This is a genomic window from Serratia sp. EC4 (assembly GCF_059652115.1).
Genome location: NZ_JBNIDE010000009.1, coordinates 111,911 through 132,296, shown reverse-complemented (window position 1 = coordinate 132,296; position 20,386 = coordinate 111,911). Strand labels below are relative to the sequence as shown.

Annotated in this window: 15 protein-coding genes; 10 read left to right on the top strand and 5 right to left on the bottom strand. The window is 56.7% G+C overall.

Going from position 1 to position 20,386, the window contains the following annotated elements; all coding sequences use genetic code 11:
* The first annotated feature begins 34 nt into the window (after positions 1-34).
* Positions 35-991, top strand: a complete 957-nt coding sequence (locus ACP39K_RS20670; RefSeq protein WP_048795796.1) for an AEC family transporter — start codon at positions 35-37, stop codon at positions 989-991.
* A gap of 13 nt (positions 992-1,004) precedes the next feature.
* Positions 1,005-1,226: a zinc ribbon domain-containing protein gene (locus ACP39K_RS20665; RefSeq protein WP_028127372.1), complete on the top strand. Its 222-nt coding sequence runs from the start codon at positions 1,005-1,007 to the stop codon at positions 1,224-1,226.
* 4 nt (positions 1,227-1,230) lie between these two features.
* On the opposite strand, the gene ACP39K_RS20660 is transcribed toward ACP39K_RS20665, so the two are convergent.
* The 3 genes from ACP39K_RS20660 to ACP39K_RS20650 form a co-directional block, all read right to left on the bottom strand.
* The gene (locus ACP39K_RS20660; RefSeq protein WP_016929750.1) at positions 1,231-1,572 is read right to left on the bottom strand and encodes a protealysin inhibitor emfourin; all 342 of its coding nucleotides are present in this window, start codon (positions 1,570-1,572) and stop codon (positions 1,231-1,233) included.
* Complete coding sequence (locus tag ACP39K_RS20655) at positions 1,572-2,597, bottom strand: M4 family metallopeptidase (protein WP_033639624.1); 1,026 nt, start codon at positions 2,595-2,597, stop codon at positions 1,572-1,574. Before ACP39K_RS20655 ends, ACP39K_RS20660 begins: the two co-directional genes overlap by 1 nt.
* 63 nt (positions 2,598-2,660) lie before the next feature.
* Entirely contained in the window at positions 2,661-3,743 is a 1,083-nt protein-coding gene (locus ACP39K_RS20650) for a LacI family DNA-binding transcriptional regulator (protein ID WP_033639625.1), read from the bottom strand.
* 359 nt (positions 3,744-4,102) lie between these two features.
* Here ACP39K_RS20650 and ACP39K_RS20645 point away from each other — a divergent pair, with 359 nt between their 5' ends.
* Both ACP39K_RS20645 and ACP39K_RS20640 read left to right on the top strand, forming a co-directional pair.
* A complete protein-coding gene (locus tag ACP39K_RS20645) occupies positions 4,103-5,413 on the top strand; it encodes an MFS transporter (RefSeq protein ID WP_273835827.1) in 1,311 nt (436 codons plus the stop codon).
* 11 nt (positions 5,414-5,424) lie between these two features.
* Entirely contained in the window at positions 5,425-7,791 is a 2,367-nt protein-coding gene (locus ACP39K_RS20640) for a glycoside hydrolase family 31 protein (protein ID WP_497008807.1), read from the top strand.
* Between the two features lie 3 nt (positions 7,792-7,794).
* Here the strand turns inward: ACP39K_RS20640 and xseA are convergent, their stop codons facing one another.
* Positions 7,795-9,171 carry an exodeoxyribonuclease VII large subunit gene (gene xseA, locus ACP39K_RS20635; protein ID WP_497008806.1) on the bottom strand — a complete coding sequence of 459 codons (1,377 nt, stop codon included), beginning with the start codon at positions 9,169-9,171 and terminating at the stop codon, positions 7,795-7,797.
* Positions 9,172-9,341: 170 nt separating this feature from the next.
* Between xseA and guaB the strand changes: the two genes are divergently transcribed.
* From guaB to ACP39K_RS20615, 4 genes are all read left to right on the top strand, one after another.
* The gene (gene guaB, locus ACP39K_RS20630; RefSeq protein WP_004941460.1) at positions 9,342-10,805 is read left to right on the top strand and encodes an IMP dehydrogenase; all 1,464 of its coding nucleotides are present in this window, start codon (positions 9,342-9,344) and stop codon (positions 10,803-10,805) included.
* Between the two features lie 103 nt (positions 10,806-10,908).
* Positions 10,909-12,486: a glutamine-hydrolyzing GMP synthase gene (guaA, locus tag ACP39K_RS20625; protein WP_497008805.1), complete on the top strand. Its 1,578-nt coding sequence runs from the start codon at positions 10,909-10,911 to the stop codon at positions 12,484-12,486.
* Between the two features lie 1,085 nt (positions 12,487-13,571).
* Positions 13,572-14,375, top strand: coding sequence for a helix-turn-helix domain-containing protein (locus ACP39K_RS20620; RefSeq protein ID WP_028127791.1), 804 nt, complete (start codon positions 13,572-13,574; stop codon positions 14,373-14,375).
* 128 nt (positions 14,376-14,503) lie between these two features.
* Entirely contained in the window at positions 14,504-16,129 is a 1,626-nt protein-coding gene (locus ACP39K_RS20615) for a cholesterol oxidase substrate-binding domain-containing protein (RefSeq protein WP_028128327.1), read from the top strand.
* A gap of 77 nt (positions 16,130-16,206) precedes the next feature.
* On the opposite strand, the gene ACP39K_RS20610 is transcribed toward ACP39K_RS20615, so the two are convergent.
* Positions 16,207-16,524 carry a hypothetical protein gene (locus ACP39K_RS20610; protein ID WP_016929740.1) on the bottom strand — a complete coding sequence of 106 codons (318 nt, stop codon included), beginning with the start codon at positions 16,522-16,524 and terminating at the stop codon, positions 16,207-16,209.
* Positions 16,525-16,844: 320 nt separating this feature from the next.
* Here ACP39K_RS20610 and ACP39K_RS20605 point away from each other — a divergent pair, with 320 nt between their 5' ends.
* Positions 16,845-18,122, top strand: a complete 1,278-nt coding sequence (locus ACP39K_RS20605; RefSeq protein ID WP_033634326.1) for an HlyD family secretion protein — start codon at positions 16,845-16,847, stop codon at positions 18,120-18,122.
* Positions 18,115-20,229 (top strand): peptidase domain-containing ABC transporter, encoded by a 2,115-nt coding sequence (locus tag ACP39K_RS20600; protein WP_244757759.1) that lies wholly within the window; start codon positions 18,115-18,117, stop codon positions 20,227-20,229. The genes ACP39K_RS20605 and ACP39K_RS20600 overlap by 8 nt, the downstream gene beginning before the upstream one ends.
* Positions 20,230-20,386 lie beyond the last annotated feature (157 nt).

Genomic DNA, 20,386 nt, shown 5'->3' with positions numbered 1-20,386 from the left:
TCTGAGGATTACCTCGCCTGCCTGAAGGAACACCATGTCCTGGGAAACCTGGAGTTTTGCGTTTAACGTCACCGTGCCGAATTTGCTGATGATGCTGCTGGGGATCCTGCTGCGCCATTGGCGCCTGATGGATGACCGTTTCGTCGACGGCGCGACCCGCCTGGTGTTCAATTTGGCGCTACCGTGCCTGCTGTTTTTCAGCATCGCCACCAACCATCCGCAGCTGCTTGGCAATCTGCCGCTGGTGCTGTTCGGCGCAGTCGGCACGCTGGCGACCTTCCTGCTCTTGGAGCTGGCGGCCAAGTGGCTGGTGAAAGAACCGCGTGAGCGCGGGGTGTTCGTACAGGGCGGCTTTCGCGCCAACACCGCCATCGTCGGTCTGGCCTACGCCATGACCGCCTACGGCAGCGAAGGCATTGCGCTCGCCTCGCTGTACCTGACGGTGACGGTGATCCTGTTCAACATACTGTCGGTCATCACCCTCACGCGCAGCCTGCAGGGCGGGCAGGGCAAGAAAATCAGCCACCTGTCGCTGCTGCGCAGCATCGTCACCAATCCGCTGATCATCGGCCTGGTGTGCGGGCTGCTGTATGCGCAAACCGGGCTGGGCATCCCGACCGTGATCCGCCAGACCGGCAGCTATATCTCCGCGCTGTCGCTGCCGTTGGCGCTGCTGTGCACCGGCGCCAGCCTGGATTTCCGCGCCATGTTCCGCTCGTCCAACGTGGCGGCGCTGTCGTCGGCGGCCAAGCTGTTTCTGGTGCCGTTCCTGATGACGCTGGCCGGCTGGCTGTGCGGGTTTCACGGCGCGGCGTTGGGCATCATCTTCCTGTTTTCCGCCACGCCGACCGCTTCGGGCAGCTATGTGATGACGCGCGCCATGGGCGGCAACGCCACGCTGGCGGCTAACATTATCGCTATCACCACCGTCGGGTCGTTCTTCACCACCGCGTTGGGGATCTATTTCTTGCGCTCATGGGGCGCGATTTAACCTGGGAGCCGTTATGGATGCGCATTGTCCGCACTGTCGTCAGACCATGAATTGGGTAGCGGGTCACTACCATTGTGCCGCCTGTCAGCGTGATTATCGGCAGCAGGCGAGCTGCCCGGAGTGCGGGCAGCCGCTGCAAGAGTTGAAGGCCTGCGGGGCGGTGGATTACCTGTGCCAGAACGGGCACGGGCTGATCTCCAAAAAACGGGTGAATTTCAGCTATCAGCCTCTGTAAGCCCTCACTCATCCACCTGGCCGGTTTTCCACAGATCCACCAGCGCTTGCGGCGCGCTGCTTTCCGGGATTAACAGCACGATCTCGGTGCTCAGGGTGGGGCTGGTGTAGTTGATCTGTACGCGGTAGTAGCGCTGGTCACCGCAGCCGGGGGAGTTGGGCTGGCCTTCTTCCTGCGCATAGGGCAGCGTCTGGTTCAGCAACTGATTCAGGCGCTGCCGCTGTTCCGGCGTGATATCGGCCAGCGCGATGCGGCGCTGGCCCGCCAGTTTGGGAATGTAGGCGAAGCCTCCCTCGCGCGCCAGCTCAATGACCGTATCCTGATTGAGCGTCGGCAGCGGTTTCATTATTCCACCCCCACCTGATGCCAGGCTTGCTGCACCTTGTCCGCCACGCTCTGGTCGAAACGCGCTTGCGCATGTTTCACCGTGGCGCGGGCGAAGGTGGCGAAGTCGGCATTTTGCGGCAGCGCTTTGTCGCACACCGTGTCATACCAGACGTAGCCGGCTTTCTCCCAGGCGAAGCCGCCGAGCGCCGTCGCCGCCAGGTAGAAGGCGCGGTTGGGAATGCCGGAGTTGAGGTGCACGCCGCCGTTGTCTTCCTTGGTCTGGATGTAATCCTTCATGCTGGCGGGCTGCGGATCTTTGCCCAGCAGCGGGTCATCGTAGGCGGTGCCGGGGGCCGACATCGAGCGCAGCCCTTTGCCTTTAATGCCCTTGGCGAGCAGCCCGGCGCCGATCAGCCAGTCGGCTTTATCGGCGGTTTGCTGCAGGTGGAACTGCTTGACCAACGAGCCGAATACGTCGGACAGCGACTCATTGAGCGCCCCGGACTGCTGGTAGTAGATCAGCCCGGCTTCACTCTCGGTCACGCCGTGCGCCAGCTCGTGGCCGACCACGTCGATGGCGATGGTGAAACGGTTGAAAATCTCGCCGTCGCCGTCGCCGAACACCATCTGTTGGCCGTTCCAGAAGGCATTCTGGTACTCCTTGCCGTAGTGTACACTGCCGACCAGCGGCAGCCCCTGGTTATCCAGTGAGTTGCGGCGGTAGGCCTGCCAGAAGAAATCGTAGGTGACGCCGAGGTAGTCGTAGGCTTCGTCCACCGCCACATCGTGGTTGCTGGGCTGGCCCTCTTTGCGCACCGGTTTGCCAGGCAGTTGGGTGCCGTTCTGGGCGTCGTAGATATCGCGGAGCGCTTCGCCGGCTCGGGCGTTTTTCTCGGTCGGCGAACGCAGCGGCTTGTTGCCGAGCAGGCTTTGCACGTGGTTCAGGGTGTGCAGCGCGCAGTCGCGCTGCGGGGCGTTGCCGTGTTCAATGATGCGGCGCAGCATGTAGGGAGGAATGACGGAACGCATGCGCTGGGCTGGCATAGTGGCTCTCCTTAGGCAAAAAATTTTACCTCATCGAATGAATGCACTGTGCCTAAGTGTAGCCTACTCGTCATAAAGCCTGTGGTCATGCGTGCTCACCGCCGGCGCGGTCTTGTGCGGGCTGATGCGCCGCACCGAGGCGCGCACCGCCAGCCGGCCGTGCAGCAGCAGATTGCACGGCGGCGCGTCGGCGCGCAGCATGCGCCGCTGCAGCAGTTGGATCGCTTCGTAACCCAGTTCGTCGCGCGGCACCTGCACCGAGGTCAGCGGCACGTCATGGATTTCCGCCAGGTTGAAGCCGTCGGTGCTCATCACCGACACGTCGCCCGGCACGTTCAGCCCCCGCTTGTTGAGCGCCTTGACCGCCCCGACCGCCATGTAGTCGCCGCCGGCCAGGATCGCCGTTGGCAGCGGGGCGTGACCGTGGATGCCGTTGAGATAGGTGGTCAGCGCCTGCTCGGCCTCTTCGCCGCCGAAGCCGGAGGTGGTGATCAGATGGCGGCCGTCGTCGAACGGCAGATGATGCCGGGCGTAGGCCTGCCGGATGCCCGCCAGCCGCAGCTCCATGGTGTGGCGGCGCAGACACTGCAGGTTGAGAATATGGCTGTGCCCCTGCTGGAACAGGTAGCTGGCGGAGTAATCGCCGATCAGCTGATGATCCGGCGAGACGCTGTCCAGCCGCATCTGCCGATCGCTGCAGTTGATCAGCACGCAGGGCTTGTGCAGATCGGCGGCCAGGGTGTGGATATGCTCGTCGTCGATGCCGATGATCAGCGCCGCTTCGGTGTGCGGATCGCTCATCTTTTCCAGAAACAGCGCGCCGTCGCTGTGTTGCTCTTCCAGCCCGCAGTAGCGGATGCGCACCTCGTGCTCCATCAGCGCGGCGGCAATGCCCTGAATGACCTTGTAGTAGAAGATGTCGGTGCGCACGTCGAACGCGCGCTGCGGCGCGAACACCATCACGTTGTTCAGCATCAGCCGGCCGCTGGAAATGCCCTGCAGAATGCCATTTTGTTGCGCACAGTCCAACACCTTGCGGCGCGCCTCGGCGCTGGTGTTGGCCTTGCCGGCCAGCACGCGGGAAACGGTGCTGATCGACAGCCCGGTTTGGCGGGCGATCTCCTGGATTTTCAGCTTTCCGTTCATTTTGTGATCTCCTTCAAATTCGTCCATGAGAATATTTTCACTGCGCATTTTCAGCGTCTTGACCGGATTTAGCGGTCATTATGGCTATTTTTTCACCCGCCAGTGAAAATCTTTGCAAAAAACCCCGTTTCGCTGTGCGCTATCGCTGAGTAGTCTGCATTGGTACACCAATTTTAACGACCTGTCAGTCCAATTCTAACGGTGTGCGAAAAAGAAAACAAAAAATAAATCATGGGGTTGTGATTGTCTGTCGGCAAATGATACGGCGCCGATCCGTTTTCACCGTCCCGTGTTTGATAGCACAACGTACCCTACCAAAACGCGCGTCGCCGTAACCGGCGGCCGCGGGGAGAGAACCGATGAGTGTGGAGATCAATCAGGCGGTCGCGCAGAGCGGCCGGCGCAAGTTCAAATCGCTGCGCTGGTGGATGCTGGCGCTGTTCTTGCTGGGCGTGACGGTCAACTACATCACCCGCAACTCGCTGGGCATTCTGGCGCCGGAGCTGAAATCCAGCCTGAACATGAGCACCGAGCAATATGCCTGGGTAGTGGCGTCGTTCCAGCTGGCCTACACGGTGTTCCAGCCGATCTGCGGCTGGCTGATCGACGTTATCGGCCTGAAGATGGGCTTTCTGATCTGCGCCGGCATTTGGGCGGTGGTATGCATGCTGCACGCCGGCGCCGGCAGCTGGCTGCAATTGGCCATTCTGCGCTTCTTCATGGGGGGCGCGGAGGCGGCGGCCACCCCGGCCAACGCCAAGGCGATCTCCGACTGGTTCCCGAAAAAGGAGCGGCCGATCGCCGCCGGCTGGGCGGGCGTCGGTTTCTCCATCGGCGCCATGCTGGCGCCGCCGATCATTGTCATCGCTCACGTCTCCTTCGGCTGGCAGGGGGCGTTCCTGTTCTCCGGCGGGTTGGCGCTGATCTGGGTAGTGCTGTGGTGGCTGTTCTACCACTCGCCGCAGCAGCACCCGAACCTTAGCCAGCAGGAGCTGGATCTGATCCGCGAAGACAACGAGCCGGTGTTGCCGAAGCTGCCGTTCTTCACTTCGCTGGCCAGCCTGTGCAAGAACAAGAGGTTTTACGGCATCGCCATCCCGGCCTTTCTCGCCGAGCCGGCCTGGGCGGTATTCAGTTTCTGGGTGCCGCTGTACCTGGCCACCGAACGCGGCATGGATCTGAAACAGATCGCGATGTTCGCCTGGCTGCCGTTCCTGGCGGCGGATATCGGCAGCGTCGCCAGCGGCTATCTCACCACCCTGTATCGCAAATGGTTCGGCTGCAGCCGCGTCAACTCCGTGGTCGCCAGCTCGGTGACCGGCGCTTTCCTGATGGTGTCGCTGGCGTTCGTTGCGATCACCCAAAATCCCTATGTGGCGATCGCGCTGATCTCGATCGGCGGCTTCGGCCACCAGGTGATCTCCTGCATGCTCAGCGCGCTGGTGGTGGAGTCGTTCGATAAAAACCAGATGGCGACGGTCAACGGCATGCGCGGCTCCAGCGCCTGGATCGCCAGCTTCCTGTTCACGCTCCTGATCGGCGCGGTGTCCGACACCATCGGCTTCAACCCGCTGTTTATCGCCATGGGCTTCTTCGATCTGATCGGCGCTGTGTTCCTGATTGCCCTGATCGCCGAGCGCGGCGGTAAGAAAACCCCTTCACACAGCTAAGTGGGATATTTATGAAAACCTTGAAAAATTGGACGCTGGCGGCGCAGCATGCCGACCATGTCGAGCTGCTGGTCGATGAACGTCACCGTTTCTGTCTGTACGTGTTGGAAGACGGTTTGTTCCGCGTGTTGATCAAGCGCAACGGCGAGCTGGCGCTGGATCGCACCTGGAGCATCGCGCCGCAGGAGGATGTGCCTTGGGAAGGGCGCGAACGGCTCAGCGTCGCCGGCTTCAGCCTGCCGGGCTATCAGCTGCGCCAGGAGAGCGGTCGGCTGGTGGTCAGCACGCCGCTGCTGCGCGTGACGGTGCATCAGCCGCTGTGGTTGGAATGGGAGCATTGCAATGCCGCCGGCGAGTGGCGGCCGCTGGCGGCGGATCGGCCAACCAGCGCCTACCTGCTCAATGCGCACGGCGACGGCGTGGCGCACTACCAACGCCGCTTCGCCGATGAGCGCTATTACGGCCTGGGGGAGAAAACCGGCGATCTGGAGCGCACCGGCCGCCGCTTCGAGATGCGCAATCTGGACGCCATGGGGTACAACGCGGCCAGCACCGATCCGCTGTACAAACACATTCCGTTCACCATCACCCGTGGGCCGGAGGCGAGCTTTGGCCTGTTCTACGATAACCTGAGCAGCTGCTGGCTGGATCTGGGCAACGAGATAGACAACTACCATACGGCCTATCGCCGCTATCAGGCCGAAGCGGGCGATCTGGATTACTACCTGTTCCTCGGGCCGAAGGTATTGGACGTCACCAAGGCGTTCGTGCGCCTGACCGGCCGCACCCACTTCGGGCCGAAGTGGAGCTTGGGCTACAGCGGCTCGACCATGCACTACACCGACGCGCCGGACGCCCAGCAGCAGTTGCAGCAGTTCATCGCGCTGTGCCGCCAGCACGCCATTCCCTGCGACTCTTTCCAGCTGTCGTCGGGCTACACCTCGATCAACAACAAGCGCTACGTGTTCAACTGGAACTACGACAAGGTACCGCAGCCCAAGCTGCTCAGCCAGGCGTTTCACGACGCCGGCCTCAGGCTGGCGGCCAACATCAAGCCGTGCCTGCTGCAGGATCACCCTCAGTATCAGGCGGTGGCGGCGCAGGGGCTGTTTATCCGCGATTCGCAAAGCGACGCGCCGGAGCGCTCCAGCTTCTGGGACGACGAGGGATCGCACCTCGACTTCACCAATCCGGCGACGGTGCGCTGGTGGCAGCAGGGTGTCACGCAGCAACTGCTGGAGATGGGCATCGATTCCACCTGGAATGACAACAACGAGTACGAAGTGTGGGATGGCGAAGCGCGCTGCCACGGCTTTGGACGGCCGATCGCCATCAAGCATATCCGACCGGTGATGCCATTGCTGATGATGCGCGCCTCGATGGAGGCCCAGCAGCGCTTCGCGCCGCAGCGGCGGCCGTACTTGATCTCGCGCTCCGGCTGCGCCGGCATGCAGCGCTATGTGCAGACCTGGAGCGGCGACAACCGCACCAGTTGGCAGACGCTGCGCTACAACATCCGCATGGGGCTGGGCATGAGCCTGTCCGGGCTGTATAACCTCGGCCACGACGTCGGGGGCTTCTCCGGCGACAAACCGGACGCGGAGCTGCTGGTGCGCTGGGTGCAAAACGGCGTGATGCACCCGCGTTTCACCATCCACTCCTGGAACGACGATGCTACGGTCAACGAGCCCTGGATGTACCCGGCCGCCACCCCGGCGGTGCGTGAGGCGATCAACCTGCGTTACCGGCTGCTGCCGTATTTCTACACTCTGCTGTGGCAGGCCTGCGCCGACGACGAGCCGATGCTGCGCCCGACTTTCCTCGATCACGAACAGGATGCGCGCACCTTCGGCGAGAACGACGATTTTCTGATCGGCCGCGATCTGCTGGTGGCCAGCGTGGTGAAACCGGGGCAACGTCGCCGTTCGGTGTATCTGCCGGATAACGGCGAAGGCTGGTACTGCTTCTACAGCGGCCAGTGGTTCGGCGGCGGCCAGACGGTGACGCTGGCGGCGCCGCTGGAGCGTCTGCCGCTGCTGGTGCGCGCCGGGGCAGCGCTGCCGCTGTCGCAGCGGCTGGCGCATGTGGACGTGGCCGCCGACGATCGGCGCGAGCTGCGGCTGTTTCCGCTCAAGGGTTGCGGCGCAAGCAGCGGGCTGTTGTTTGAGGACGACGGTGAAAGCGAACGCTGGCGGCAGGGCGATGCGCTGTGGCTGCGCTGGGAAATGCGCTGCGACCCTCAGCGCATCATGCTGGATATCACGACGGAAGGGCGTTTCCGCCCGGCCTGGCGCACGCTGCTACTCAGTCTGCCGGAAGGCGAAACGCGCGCGCTGTGGGTGAACGGCGAACCGGGCGAGCGTTTTACGCTGGAGTAAGGCTTACTCGGCCGCGCGCTTCTTGCGCGGCTTTTTGGCGACGGTGATGGTTTTCACCTCGCTTTCCACCCAGCCGTCCTGCAGGCGGGTTTTAAGCAGTTCGCCGACCTGCGCCTGCTTGGTGGTTTTCAGCAGCTCGCCGCGCGGAGTTTGCGTCACGCTGTAGCCGCGCGCCAGCGTCGCCAACGGGCTGACGGTTTCCAGTTGGCTGCAGGCCACGCCGAAGCGCTGGCGATAGGCGTTGAGCTGCCGCTCCATCGCCTGCTGCAGACGGTATTCCTGCTGCTGCACGCGCTGCTGGTAGCGGTGAATGCGGCCCTGCGGCTGCACCTGCGCCAGCCGCTGCTGGGCGCGTTCGCTGCGGCGGGCGGCCTGGCGCAGCTGCTGCTGCATGCCGTCTTCCATCCGGCGCTGCAGCTTGAACAGCAGCGTCTGCTGGCGCGCCAGGCGCAGATGCGGATGCTGCTGTTGTAAACGGTGGTGAATGCGGGTGAACTGCTGCTGGCGCTGCGCCAGGTAGTAATCCATCGCCATCTCCAGCCGCTGCTGCTGCGACTGCAGCTGGCGCAACAGCTCAAGCTGATTGCGGCTGACCAGTTCGGCGGCGGCGGAAGGGGTCGGCGCGCGCAGGTCGGCGACGAAGTCGGCGATGGTGACGTCGGTTTCATGGCCGACGGCGCTGACGATCGGAATGTGGCTGGCGAAGATCGCCCGCGCCACGCGTTCGTCGTTGAAGCTCCACAGATCTTCCAGCGAACCGCCGCCGCGGCCGACGATCAGCACATCGCATTCGTCGCGGCGGTTGGCGGCCTCGATGGCGCGCACGATCTGCATCGGCGCTTCCGCGCCCTGAACCGAGGTGGGGTAGATGACGATCGGCAGCGACGGATCGCGCCGCTGCAACACCTGCAGGATATCGTGCAGCGCCGCGCCGCTGGCGGAGGTGATCACCCCGACGCGTTTGGCCGGCGCGGGCAGCGGCTGCTTGAACTGCTGATCGAACAACCCTTCAGCGCTCAGGCGCTGTTTCAACTGCTCGAACTGTTGCTGCAGCAGGCCGTCGCCGGCGGGCTGCATGCTCTCGGCGATCAGCTGGTAGTCGCCGCGCGGTTCATACAGCGTGATGCTGGCGCGCACCAAGACCTGCTGGCCGTTTTGCGGCCGGAAGGTGACGCGGCGGTTGCTGTTGCGAAACATCGCGCAGCGCACCTGGGCGCGATCGTCTTTCAGCGTGAAATACCAGTGGCCGGAGGCGGGCTGGGAGAGGTTGGAGATCTCGGCGGAGAGCCAAATCTGCCCCATTTCCCTTTCCAGCAGTTGGCGAACCGTCTGATTGAGGCGGCTTACGGTAAAAATGGAAGGCGAAACAGGTAGCGTCATGTGACCCAGATCAAATTTCAAAACAATCACTTAATTGGTCGATACTACATGGCTGAAAAAGGTAATCAAGACTTTTTGTAAGAAAGTGCTGGAGGCAACCGATTCCGCTCTGTATAATGCCGCGGCAATATTTTATCTTTTTCACAGCCCACCCTGGTGAGATATTGCCCATGCTACGTATCGCTAAAGAAGCTCTGACGTTTGACGACGTCCTCCTGGTTCCAGCCCACTCCACGGTTCTGCCTAACACCGCAGAGCTCGGCACTCAACTGACCAAAACCATCCGCCTGAACATCCCTATGCTGTCCGCAGCCATGGATACCGTTACCGAATCCGGCCTGGCCATCGCGCTGGCGCAGGAAGGCGGCCTGGGCTTCATCCACAAAAACATGTCCATCGAGCGCCAGGCTGAAGAAGTCAGCCGCGTGAAGAAACATGAAAGCGGCGTAGTCACCGACCCGCAGACCGTTACTCCGGCCACCACGCTGCAGGAAGTGAAAGAGCTGACCGCGCGCAACGGCTTCGCCGGTTACCCGGTCGTTACCGAAGACAACGAGCTGGTCGGCATCATCACCGGCCGCGACGTGCGCTTCGTGACCGATCTGACCCAGCCGGTCACCGCGGTGATGACGCCGAAAGATCGCCTGGTCACCGTGAAAGAAGGTGAAGCGCGCGACGTGGTGCTGCAGAAGATGCACGAAAAGCGCGTAGAAAAAGCGCTGGTGGTGGACGACAGCTTCCATCTGCTGGGCATGATCACCGTTAAAGACTTCCAGAAAGCGGAACGTAAGCCGAACGCCTGTAAAGACGAGCACGGCCGTCTGCGCGTGGGCGCGGCGGTCGGCGCCGGCGCCGGCAACGAAGAGCGCGTTGACGCGCTGGTGGCGGCGGGCGTTGACGTCCTGCTGATCGACTCCTCGCACGGCCACTCCGAAGGCGTGTTGCAGCGCATCCGCGAAACCCGCGCCAAATACCCGGATCTGCAGATCGTCGGCGGCAACGTCGCGACCGCAGCGGGCGCCAAAGCGCTGGCTGAAGCCGGCGTGAGCGCGGTGAAAGTGGGTATCGGCCCTGGCTCCATCTGCACCACCCGTATCGTGACCGGCGTGGGCGTGCCGCAGATCACCGCCATCGCCGACGCGGTGGAAGCGCTGGAAGGCACCGGCATCCCGGTTATCGCCGACGGCGGCATCCGCTTCTCCGGCGATATCGCCAAAGCGATCGCCGCGGGCGCCTCTTGCGTGATGGTCGGCTCCATGCTGGCGGGCACCGAAGAGTCTCCGGGCGAAATCGAGCTGTATCAGGGCCGTTCGTTCAAATCTTACCGCGGCATGGGCTCGCTGGGCGCGATGTCCAAAGGCTCTTCCGACCGTTACTTCCAAACCGATAACGCCGCCGACAAACTGGTGCCGGAAGGTATCGAAGGCCGCGTGGCCTATAAAGGCATGCTGAAAGCCATCGTGCACCAGCAGATGGGCGGCCTGCGCTCCTGCATGGGCCTGACCGGCTGCGCCACCATCGACGATCTGCGCACCAAGGCGGAGTTCGTGCGCATCAGCGGCGCCGGCATTCAGGAAAGCCACGTGCACGACGTGACCATCACCAAAGAGTCGCCGAACTACCGCATGGGCTGATGCCTTAACCTCTCCTGAGTGAGAGGCCGGGGTGGGGCGCCAATCCCCATCCCGAAAACATACATTTTCGCTCTTTTTCTCTTGTTGCTGGAATTCGCCTCACATGACACAAAATATCCATAAGCATCGCATCCTCATACTGGACTTCGGTTCGCAATACACCCAACTGGTCGCCCGCCGCGTGCGCGAAATCGGCGTTTACTGCGAACTGTGGGCCTGGGACGTTAGCGAAGCGCAGATCCGCGAATTCAACCCAAGCGGCATCATCCTGTCCGGCGGCCCGGAAAGCACCACCGAAGCCGGCAGCCCGCGCGCCCCTGACTACGTGTTCAACGCCGGCGTGCCGGTGCTGGGCGTGTGCTACGGCATGCAGACCATGGCGATGCAGCTGGGCGGCCATGTGCAGGGCTCCAACGAACGCGAGTTCGGCTACGCGCAGGTGGAAATCGTCCACGAGAGCGCGCTGCTGCGCGACATCGAAGACGCCATCAGCCCGGCCGGCAAACCGCTGCTGGACGTGTGGATGAGCCACGGCGACAAAGTGACCGCTATCCCGTCCGACTTCGTGACCGTCGCCAGCACCGACACCTGCCCGTTCGCCATTATGGCCAACGAAGAAAAACGCTTCTACGGCGTGCAGTTCCACCCGGAAGTGACCCACACCCGTCAGGGCCAGCGCATGCTGGAGCGCTTCGTACTGGACATCTGCCAGTGTGAAGCCCTGTGGACGCCGGCCACCATTATCGAAGATGCGGTCGAGCGCATCCGCGAGCAGGTGGGTGAAGACCACGTGATCCTCGGCCTGTCCGGCGGCGTTGACTCCTCCGTCACCGCGATGCTGCTGCACCGCGCGATCGGCAAGCGCCTGACCTGCGTGTTTGTCGACAACGGCCTGCTGCGCCTGAACGAAGCCAAGCAGGTGATGGAAATGTTCGGCGACCACTTCGGCCTGAACATCGTGCACGTTGAGGCGGAAAACCGCTTCCTGACCGCACTGGCGGGCGTGGACGAGCCGGAAGCCAAGCGTAAAATCATCGGCCGCGTGTTCGTTGAAGTGTTCGACGAAGAAGCCTGCAAGCAAGAGCAGGTGAAATGGCTGGCGCAGGGCACCATCTATCCGGACGTGATCGAATCCGCCGCTTCCGCCACCGGCAAAGCGCACGTGATCAAGTCGCACCACAACGTGGGCGGCCTGCCGAAAGAGATGAAGCTGGGCCTGGTCGAGCCGCTGAAAGAGCTGTTCAAAGACGAAGTGCGCAAGATCGGCCTGGAGCTGGGCCTGCCGTACGACATGCTGTACCGTCACCCGTTCCCGGGCCCAGGTCTGGGTGTGCGCGTGCTGGGCGAAGTGAAGAAAGAGTACTGCGATCTGCTGCGCCGCGCCGACGCCATCTTCATCGAAGAGTTGCACAAAGCCGACCTGTACAACAAAGTCAGCCAGGCGTTCACCGTGTTCCTGCCGGTGCGTTCGGTCGGCGTGATGGGCGACGGCCGCAAATACGACTGGGTGGTCTCCCTGCGTGCGGTGGAAACCATCGACTTCATGACCGCGCACTGGGCGCACCTGCCGTATGACTTCCTCGGCCGCGTCTCCAACCGCATCATCAACGAAGTGGACGGCATCTCCCGCGTGGTGTACGACATCAGCGGCAAGCCGCCGGCGACGATTGAGTGGGAGTAATCCCGCGTCCGGCGTAGGCTGGCGTCAGTGAACCACACATGAGAACCAAACCCGCTTAACGGCGGGTTTTTTTATGCCCGATGTTTGGCGCCCTAAGCCGTAGACGGCCTCCGATCCGAAAGGAGGGCTGGGTTGAGAGAGGGGCGAACGGAGAAGACAGCTCGCACGGAGCAGCCTGCGCTTTGCTTACGGCTCATTTCCTGAGACGCGGCGTTTTCCATCTCGGTTTTGTGCCTATCCGCAGCACGGTATTCTGCAACCACGCGCACTTCGTCGGATAACGGGTCTTTATTCACCGTACCCGCCGGGCCGCGGCATTAAAATGAATTGCTGTATTGAGGCGCGTCGACTCATCGGCATCGGGCTATAGCGTAGCTAATTAATCCTCTGCGAAAATTAAAGGATTCTGCAAGCCTTTTTATGGGATTTTTCTGAAATACTTGGTCTGACGAATAAATATATCAGAAGGATATGGTGAATTAGTCTATTTCTTATTTTATAAATCTTTCCTTCTGTTTTTATTGGGGAAATCAGCAGTTTCATTGTATTTAATAACGCTTCTCAAGGGCGAATTCTAAGTTTTATCAGCATTCATTTCTTGGAGTTGAAATTCTAATTATATGATTTTTCTTATCTTTTAATTATCGTCGTAACATAAAGTGCGAACTGTATAATTATCTGGTATTTGATATTTTCTAAGCTATCTACATAGGCTACTCTAAATGTAAGGGTATTAAAATGCACCGCCGAGAGGGAGGCAAGTGATTTATCAATGGATGCCAGGACATGCTTTCTTTTGACTGCTTAGTTGCACAACTTCAGGATGGATATTGGTCGAGATGAAAGAGACAGGAAAAGCCTTCACTAGGGAAAAGCTTTATAAGAATTATACCAATAACGTCACGCGGAGGACGTCTACCCCAAAAGAAGTATCTCTCTGTCAATCAACTATGAAAGGTTCATCGTTTTTCACATTCTAATCCTAATTGCATGATTGCGGCAGCGCTTTGTTTTTCATTCTAATGGATAAAAGCCCAATGAGCAGGTTGTCTGGGGGTGGGTTTTGTTAGGGCATGGATGTCATTATGAGTTACCAGCATAGTATCGTGGTCGAGCTAGTTAATTTGATCGAGATGAATATACAGCATGATCTCTCGATAGAAAAGTTATCGGATTTGTCTGGTTATTCGAAATGGCACTTGCAAAGAATGTTTCAGCGTTATACGGGAATGAAAATAGCGACGTATATCAGAAATAGGCGTCTGAGCAAGTCCGCCGTCATGCTCAAACAGTCTGATTTAAAAGTATTGGAAGTGGCTACTGCTATCGGCTTTAGCTCGCAGCAGGCTTTTAGCCGCGCCTTTCAACGCTTTTTCGGTGAGAGCCCAAAGGACTTTAGAACGAGCCAGGAATGGGACTTTTCCAAGCACCTCCCTCCTTTTTTAATACAAAATCCGTCAGCATATCATTTTGTCGAAATGCCCAAGAACATATACCTGCTTAAGGGATATAAGTTTTTTCTCTATCATTCGATGAGTGCTTCCAGCTCTGGAGGAGAGGAACGACAGAAATACAGCAGCCGCACAGGGAAAAACACCGATACGTCAATGCACACGGTAAAGTTGGCATCATCCGGTTGGGAAGTAACGCTCAGCAAAGGGTACTACGAGACACGCAATCTGACGTTGATAAGAGGGCAGTATTTGTTGTTCGAGTTTAACGGCAGGTTGAACGAATACCTGGTTTTTTTTGACAGCATCTATGACGCCTATCTTCCTTTGCTTGGCGTGCGAATAAGAAACGGCTTTTTAATTGAATTGCATAAAGAAAAGAATTTTCAATACGCAGAACTTAACGTCAAGGTGTTGGTTTATATTGGCAAGTCTTGACGCTATTCGGGCAGTAAAACAGAGGGGTTATCCCAAGGAAAAGGAGGTGCTTATCAGGGTGATTAATTAGCGCTCGGGCTGTTGCCGTTTTTATCTCTATCGATTTTAATTTTAAAAGGAAGTCAGTTATGACTAGTTCTAGTTTGAACACGTTCCCTGTGGGTTATGAGTATGTCAACTTTGTTAATTGGTCAAAAGAAATCTCCGGCAATCATATTCTGACCTGCTATCCACAAAATACGGATGAGCTCTTGGCCGTGATTAACTGGGCGCATGAGAATAAATATTGCGTGCGTCCGGTTGGCATCAAGCACAACTGGTCACCGCTCGTTATTGCAAACGGGGAGGATAACAGCAATGTCGTGCTGATCGACCTCACCAGGAAATTCAAAAACATCTCAATCAATAAAGTGGAAGAGCATGGATACGTCACCGCGCAAACGGGGGTGACAATGCAGGCTTTGCTCACTGAATTAGAAAAAAAGAAACTCGGCTTTTATGCGACGCCGGCGCCTGGTGATCTGACCCTAGGTGGCGTGCTCGCCATCGGCGGCCATGGAACCTGCATCCCGGCAAAAGATGAGCGTCTGGCTGAGTTTGCCAGCTTTGGTTCCGTGAGCAATAGCGTGGTGTCGCTAAAAGCTGTCGTTTGGGATCAGGCGCGGTCGAAGTATGAATTAAAGGAGTTTACGCGTGATAATGCGGAGAGCTCGGCATTCCTGGTGCATGTCGGCCGGGCTTTTATCAGCGAAGTGACGCTGCAGGTGCCGCGCAACAGGCGTTTACGCTGCCAAAGTTATGTTAATGTCACCGCGGCGGATCTTTTTTCCACTGCGAGCACGACAAAAAATACCTTCAGCCATTTCTTGGATCTGTGCGGGCGCGTTGAAGTCATCTGGTTCCCGTTCACGGAAAAACCATGGCTGAAAGTGTGGAAGCAAGAAGATAGCTTCCCAAAAGTGTCAAAACCGGTTAATGGTCCATTTAACTATCCGTTCTCGGATAATTTGCCGGTTAAAATTTCCGATATCATTAAAAAAATTAATAATGGCCACCCGGAGCTGACTCCGACACTCGGCAAGGCGCAGATGGAGTTGGTCAGCATTGGTTTAGGGGCCACCGTGTCGGCGGATCTGTGGGGGTGGAGCAAGGATCTGCTGTTGTATGTGAAACCGACAACGCTGCGCGTGACGGCCAATGGTTACGCGATAATCACGAAACGGAGCAATATTCAGAATGTATTGCACGATTTCACGAAAAAATATGAAGAAATGGTGGCCGATTACCAGCGCAAAAATTCATTTCCGATGAATGGCCCAATTGAAATTCGCGTCACCGGGTTGGACAGTGCAAAAGAGAGCGCGGTGGCCAATGCCATTGTTCCCGATCTTTCGGCCATTCGCCCCGTTGAATCCCATCCGGAATGGGATGTCGCGATCTGGTTGGATATTCTGACCATGCCCGATACGCCGGATGCCAATAAATTCTACAGTGAAATGGAAAAATGGATTTTTAGCCACTATGCGGGCGACTATGCGACGGTTCGCGTAGAGTGGAGTAAAGGCTGGGGTTATACTTCACAGGCAGCGTGGCAGGATAAAACCGTACTCGAAGAAAACATTCCGCGCAGCTTTAATGCCGGGGCAGGGAAAAATGACAGTTGGAATCATGCCTGCAACGTGCTGAATAAGTATGATCCGCACAACGTGTTCTCCTCTCCATTGACCAAAGCGGTTTTCAAACAGAAGAGTTAGTGAGTGCGTAATTGAAATAACCACCTGATTGGGCAGGTGGTTAGCATCATTAATCTTTCAGAGGGAGTCGCTTGTTTTCAAGCACCCCATTCTTTCTCGTAATGATATTCGATACGGCTTGCATCCCCGCCCAGCAGGGAGCCTACGGCTGCAACGCTTTTAAATGCCGCATAGCCAAGCGAGTCCGCGACATTATGAACGGCGCCCAAGCCAAAACCGATCGCGTTGAACCCTTGGCCTACGGAAGAGATCAATCGGGTATTAAGCGCATCATTGGCCAATTTTACGGTATCAATGACAACATCGCCGGCAAATCCTGATACAAAGCTTGCCGTATCGGAAATAATCCCAGCACCAGAAACGATTTCGATCTCTGCAGTATTTAGCTCTTTCATAGTAAATCCTTTCAACTTTATCCCTATGCCTCAAGAACGAAACGTAAAGCGTTTCGCCACTTAATTCTCGCGGCCTCTGTGAATGACGGCTTGATGAGAATACGCTTAGATTAAAGAGGTCGGCGTTGAAATATGCAACTCATAACGCCGTCGCTAATATTAGGGTCGCACTTTTTGTGACGTTTAAGCAGTTTTATGATTTTTTAAGATTATTATTACTTGTGGGTTTTGCCAACAAGGACTAAATCTAAATAAGCGCCGTGTTGGGCCATGGATAAGATAAAAATTAACGGTGTCGCTATATATGGAGAGGTCAGAATTTGTTTAGGGAAGAGGCCTTATCGCATAGTCGTTCTAAATGGGCAGGAAAAGCATTGTTAATTGCAGGGTTGCCGGCCTGGGTCATCGCGGGCATTTCACTTTCATTCGTTTCTGTGCTGATCATTTTCGTGACCTATGGCGGTTATACCCGGCGTATCAGCGTGGGCGGAGAGGTCACGACGCTGCCAAGATCGGTCAACATATTTGCTACTCAGCAGGGATTCATTGCACAACGCTTTGTCAATGTGGGCGATCAGGTAAAAAAAGGGCAGCATCTTTATCAGATAGACGTCAGCAGGGTGACGGATTCCGGCACCGTCAGCGCAAGCACGCGGCAGGCGATAGAAAATCAACTGGCGCAGGTCGATAGCATCATCGCCAAATTGGAGACGAACAAGAAAACGACCTTGGTCAATCTGCAAGCGCAGATTGACCAATATAAACTGGCGCACAGCCAGTCCAAACAGATGGTCGAAAATTCACGCAACGGCGTTAACTTTATGCGCGAAACCATGAAAAATTACGATGAGTATCGCAGTAAGGGGCTCATTAATCGGGATCAGCTGAATAACCAGGTTTACCTCTACTATCAGCAGCAGAGCACGTTCCACAGTCTCTATAACCAAAGCATTCAAGAGTCTTTGCAGATAACTAATCTGAATAGCGATCTCGCGACAAGAGCGTCCGATTTCGATAATCAAATCTCGCAATATCAATTTCAGCGCAATGATCTCCTGCGGCAGCTGGCCGAAGCGGACGCCAGCGGCTCGTTGATTGTCAATGCGCCGGCGGACGGGCGCGTTGAATCGCTCAGCGTGACGCCTGGGCAAATGGTCAATACGGGGGACAGCCTGGCGCAATTAATCCCCAGTAATCATGCTATCTATTATTTGGTTTTATGGTTGCCCAACAGCAGCGTGCCTTACGTGAGCCGAGGCGATCATATCAACGTTCGTTATGACGCCTTTCCGTATGAAAAATTTGGTCAGTTTCCCGGCGTGATCGAAAGCATCGCTTATGTTCCCGCATCGATTCAGGAAATGTCCACTTACAGCAGTTCGCCAACTCGGCAATCGGCTGAACTGGTTGAGTCGTACTACAAAGTGCTGGTGGCTATCGATAACACGCAGTTCGGCTATCAGGGAAAGCAGCTGAACCTTTCAAGCGGCATGAAGGCGCAAGCCACGCTTTTCCTGGAGAAAAGACCCATCTACCAATGGATGTTCGCGCCATTTTATGACATGAAAAACAGTGTGTCGGGGCCACTTCGTGAATAAAGTTTATGAGAATATCGTTGGCAAGCTAAACCTGTCGCTCAGAAGAAAAGTGCCGCAGGTCTTGCAAACGGAGGCCGCCGAATGCGGGCTGGCCAGTTTAGCGATGGTGTGCGGCTATTACGGCATGCACATCGATATGCTGTCGATGCGCCAGAAGTTTGATATATCGGCCCGCGGCGCCACCCTGAGCTCGCTGATCGCGATCGCCGAGAATCTCAATTTGAAAACGCGGGCTTTATCCTTGAGCCTGGATGAGATTCACCAGGTGAAAAGGCCCTGCATATTGCACTGGGATATGAATCACTTTGTGGTCCTGGTCAACATTCGCGGTGGACGGATAACCCTGCACGATCCGGCATTTGGCCGCCGGGTAATCGGCCTGCAGGAGTTTTCCCTTCATTTTACCGGAATAGCTTTAGAGGTATGGCCAAGCAGTGAATTCACGCCTGTGGTGCAGAAAAACCGCCTGCACTTTAGAAAACTGCTCAACAATGTCACCGGTCTTAAAAGCGCGCTGGTAAAAATTTTCGCTCTGTCGCTGGTCATTGAGGCCGTCAACCTGCTGATGCCCGTTGGGACTCAGTTGGTGATGGACCACGTCATCCAGGCCGGCGACCATAATTTATTGGTCATTATTTGCGTCGGTTTACTGTTTTTTATCTTGTTCCGCACCTGCGTTTCGATGTTTCGCTCGTGGATCTCCATCGTGATGGGCGCGCTGATCGATATACAGTGGAAATCAGGGCTGTTTGATCATTTGATGAAGCTCCCGCTTGCCTATTTTGAAAAGCGCAAGCTGGGTGATATTCAATCGCGCTTTGGCTCGCTGGACGCCATTCGCACCACGTTTACCACCAGTATCGTTTCCAGCATCATTGATGGCATCATGTCGGTCGGCGTATTTATCATGATGTTCATGTACGGCGGCTGGCTGGTGTGGGTAGCCTCCGGCTTTACGGTCTTATATGTTCTGCTGCGCCTTTCGACCTATCGCTATTATCGGCAAGCGTCCGAGGAGCAATTGGTGAAGTCGGCGAAAGCCAGCTCACATTTTATGGAGACGTTGTACAGCATCGCGACGCTGAAGTCGTTGGGGTTGGCGGGAACGCGTTCGCAGTTCTGGCTAAATTTAAATATCGATACGGCAAACGCCAATATTCGGGTGACGAAGCTCGATATGTTCTTTGGCGGCGTGAATGCGTTTCTTGCGGCCTGCGATCAAATCGTTATCTTGTGGTTAGGCGCGTCTTTAGTGATCGACAGTCAAATGACATTAGGCATGTTTGTCGCCTTTAATGCCTATCGGGGGCAATTCTCCGATCGCGCGTCAAATCTTATCGATATGGTCATTCGGCTGCGAATGCTGAATTTGCATAATGAAAGGCTGGCGGACATCGTGCTTTCTACGACAGAGGAAGAGAAGCCCTATCGCAAGATATGCAATCCCAACGAGGCGGTGACTTTTGAAGTGCGCGATCTGCTTTATCAATATGACAGCCTTTCGCGCCCAGTGATCCCCGGGCTCAGCCTGCAGATTGCGGCGGGAGAAAGCGTGGCGATCGTCGGGCCTTCAGGCGTCGGCAAAACCACGTTGATGAAGCTGATGTGTGGGCTGTTGGAACCGACGGAAGGGCGCTTGTTTATCAACGGCATTAACATTCATGATATCGGCATTAATAATTATCGGGAGTGCATCGCGTGTGTATTGCAAGAAGATAAACTGCTTGCCGGTTCAATTGCCGAGAACATATGCAGTTTTGATGCTCATCCCGATACGGAATTTATCGTTGAATGCGCCAAGCATTGCAATATTCACGACGACATTATGAAAATGCCGATGGGATATGAAACGTTGGTGGGCGAATTGGGGGGTAGCCTTTCCGGCGGGCAAAAACAGCGGGTTCTTATCGCCCGCGCATTATATCGAAGGCCCAGTATTCTGTTTATGGACGAAGCGACCAGTCATTTGGATCTGGATAATGAAAAAAGGGTGAACGAAGCCATATCCTCGTTGAAAATGACCCGCGTTATCATTGCTCATCGGCCATCGACGATTGCATCGGCAGATCGGGTAATTACATTGCAACCTGTACATGCAATGACATAATTGTCTGGTGAAATATAAAATTTTATATTTATTTCACCTTTGATTAAGATTTTCGTTATTGAGTTAATTTATTGAGCGTCTTATACCTAAAACGTGAACCGACGGTTCATAAAAAGCAGTCTTTTTAAATTAATTATTTTTAGTGAATGGAGATGAA

Coding starts and splice junctions, on each gene's coding strand:
- ACP39K_RS20650 (WP_033639625.1), bottom strand. CDS start 3,743: ATGAACGGAAAGCTGAAAATCCAGGAGATCGCCCGCCAAACCGGGCTG.
- ACP39K_RS20640 (WP_497008807.1), top strand. CDS start 5,425: ATGAAAACCTTGAAAAATTGGACGCTGGCGGCGCAGCATGCCGACCAT.
- ACP39K_RS20615 (WP_028128327.1), top strand. CDS start 14,504: ATGACTAGTTCTAGTTTGAACACGTTCCCTGTGGGTTATGAGTATGTC.
- ACP39K_RS20610 (WP_016929740.1), bottom strand. CDS start 16,524: ATGAAAGAGCTAAATACTGCAGAGATCGAAATCGTTTCTGGTGCTGGG.
- ACP39K_RS20660 (WP_016929750.1), bottom strand. CDS start 1,572: ATGAAACCGCTGCCGACGCTCAATCAGGATACGGTCATTGAGCTGGCG.
- ACP39K_RS20670 (WP_048795796.1), top strand. CDS start 35: ATGTCCTGGGAAACCTGGAGTTTTGCGTTTAACGTCACCGTGCCGAAT.
- guaB (WP_004941460.1), top strand. CDS start 9,342: ATGCTACGTATCGCTAAAGAAGCTCTGACGTTTGACGACGTCCTCCTG.
- ACP39K_RS20620 (WP_028127791.1), top strand. CDS start 13,572: ATGAGTTACCAGCATAGTATCGTGGTCGAGCTAGTTAATTTGATCGAG.
- ACP39K_RS20655 (WP_033639624.1), bottom strand. CDS start 2,597: ATGCCAGCCCAGCGCATGCGTTCCGTCATTCCTCCCTACATGCTGCGC.
- xseA (WP_497008806.1), bottom strand. CDS start 9,171: ATGACGCTACCTGTTTCGCCTTCCATTTTTACCGTAAGCCGCCTCAAT.
- ACP39K_RS20645 (WP_273835827.1), top strand. CDS start 4,103: ATGAGTGTGGAGATCAATCAGGCGGTCGCGCAGAGCGGCCGGCGCAAG.
- guaA (WP_497008805.1), top strand. CDS start 10,909: ATGACACAAAATATCCATAAGCATCGCATCCTCATACTGGACTTCGGT.
- ACP39K_RS20665 (WP_028127372.1), top strand. CDS start 1,005: ATGGATGCGCATTGTCCGCACTGTCGTCAGACCATGAATTGGGTAGCG.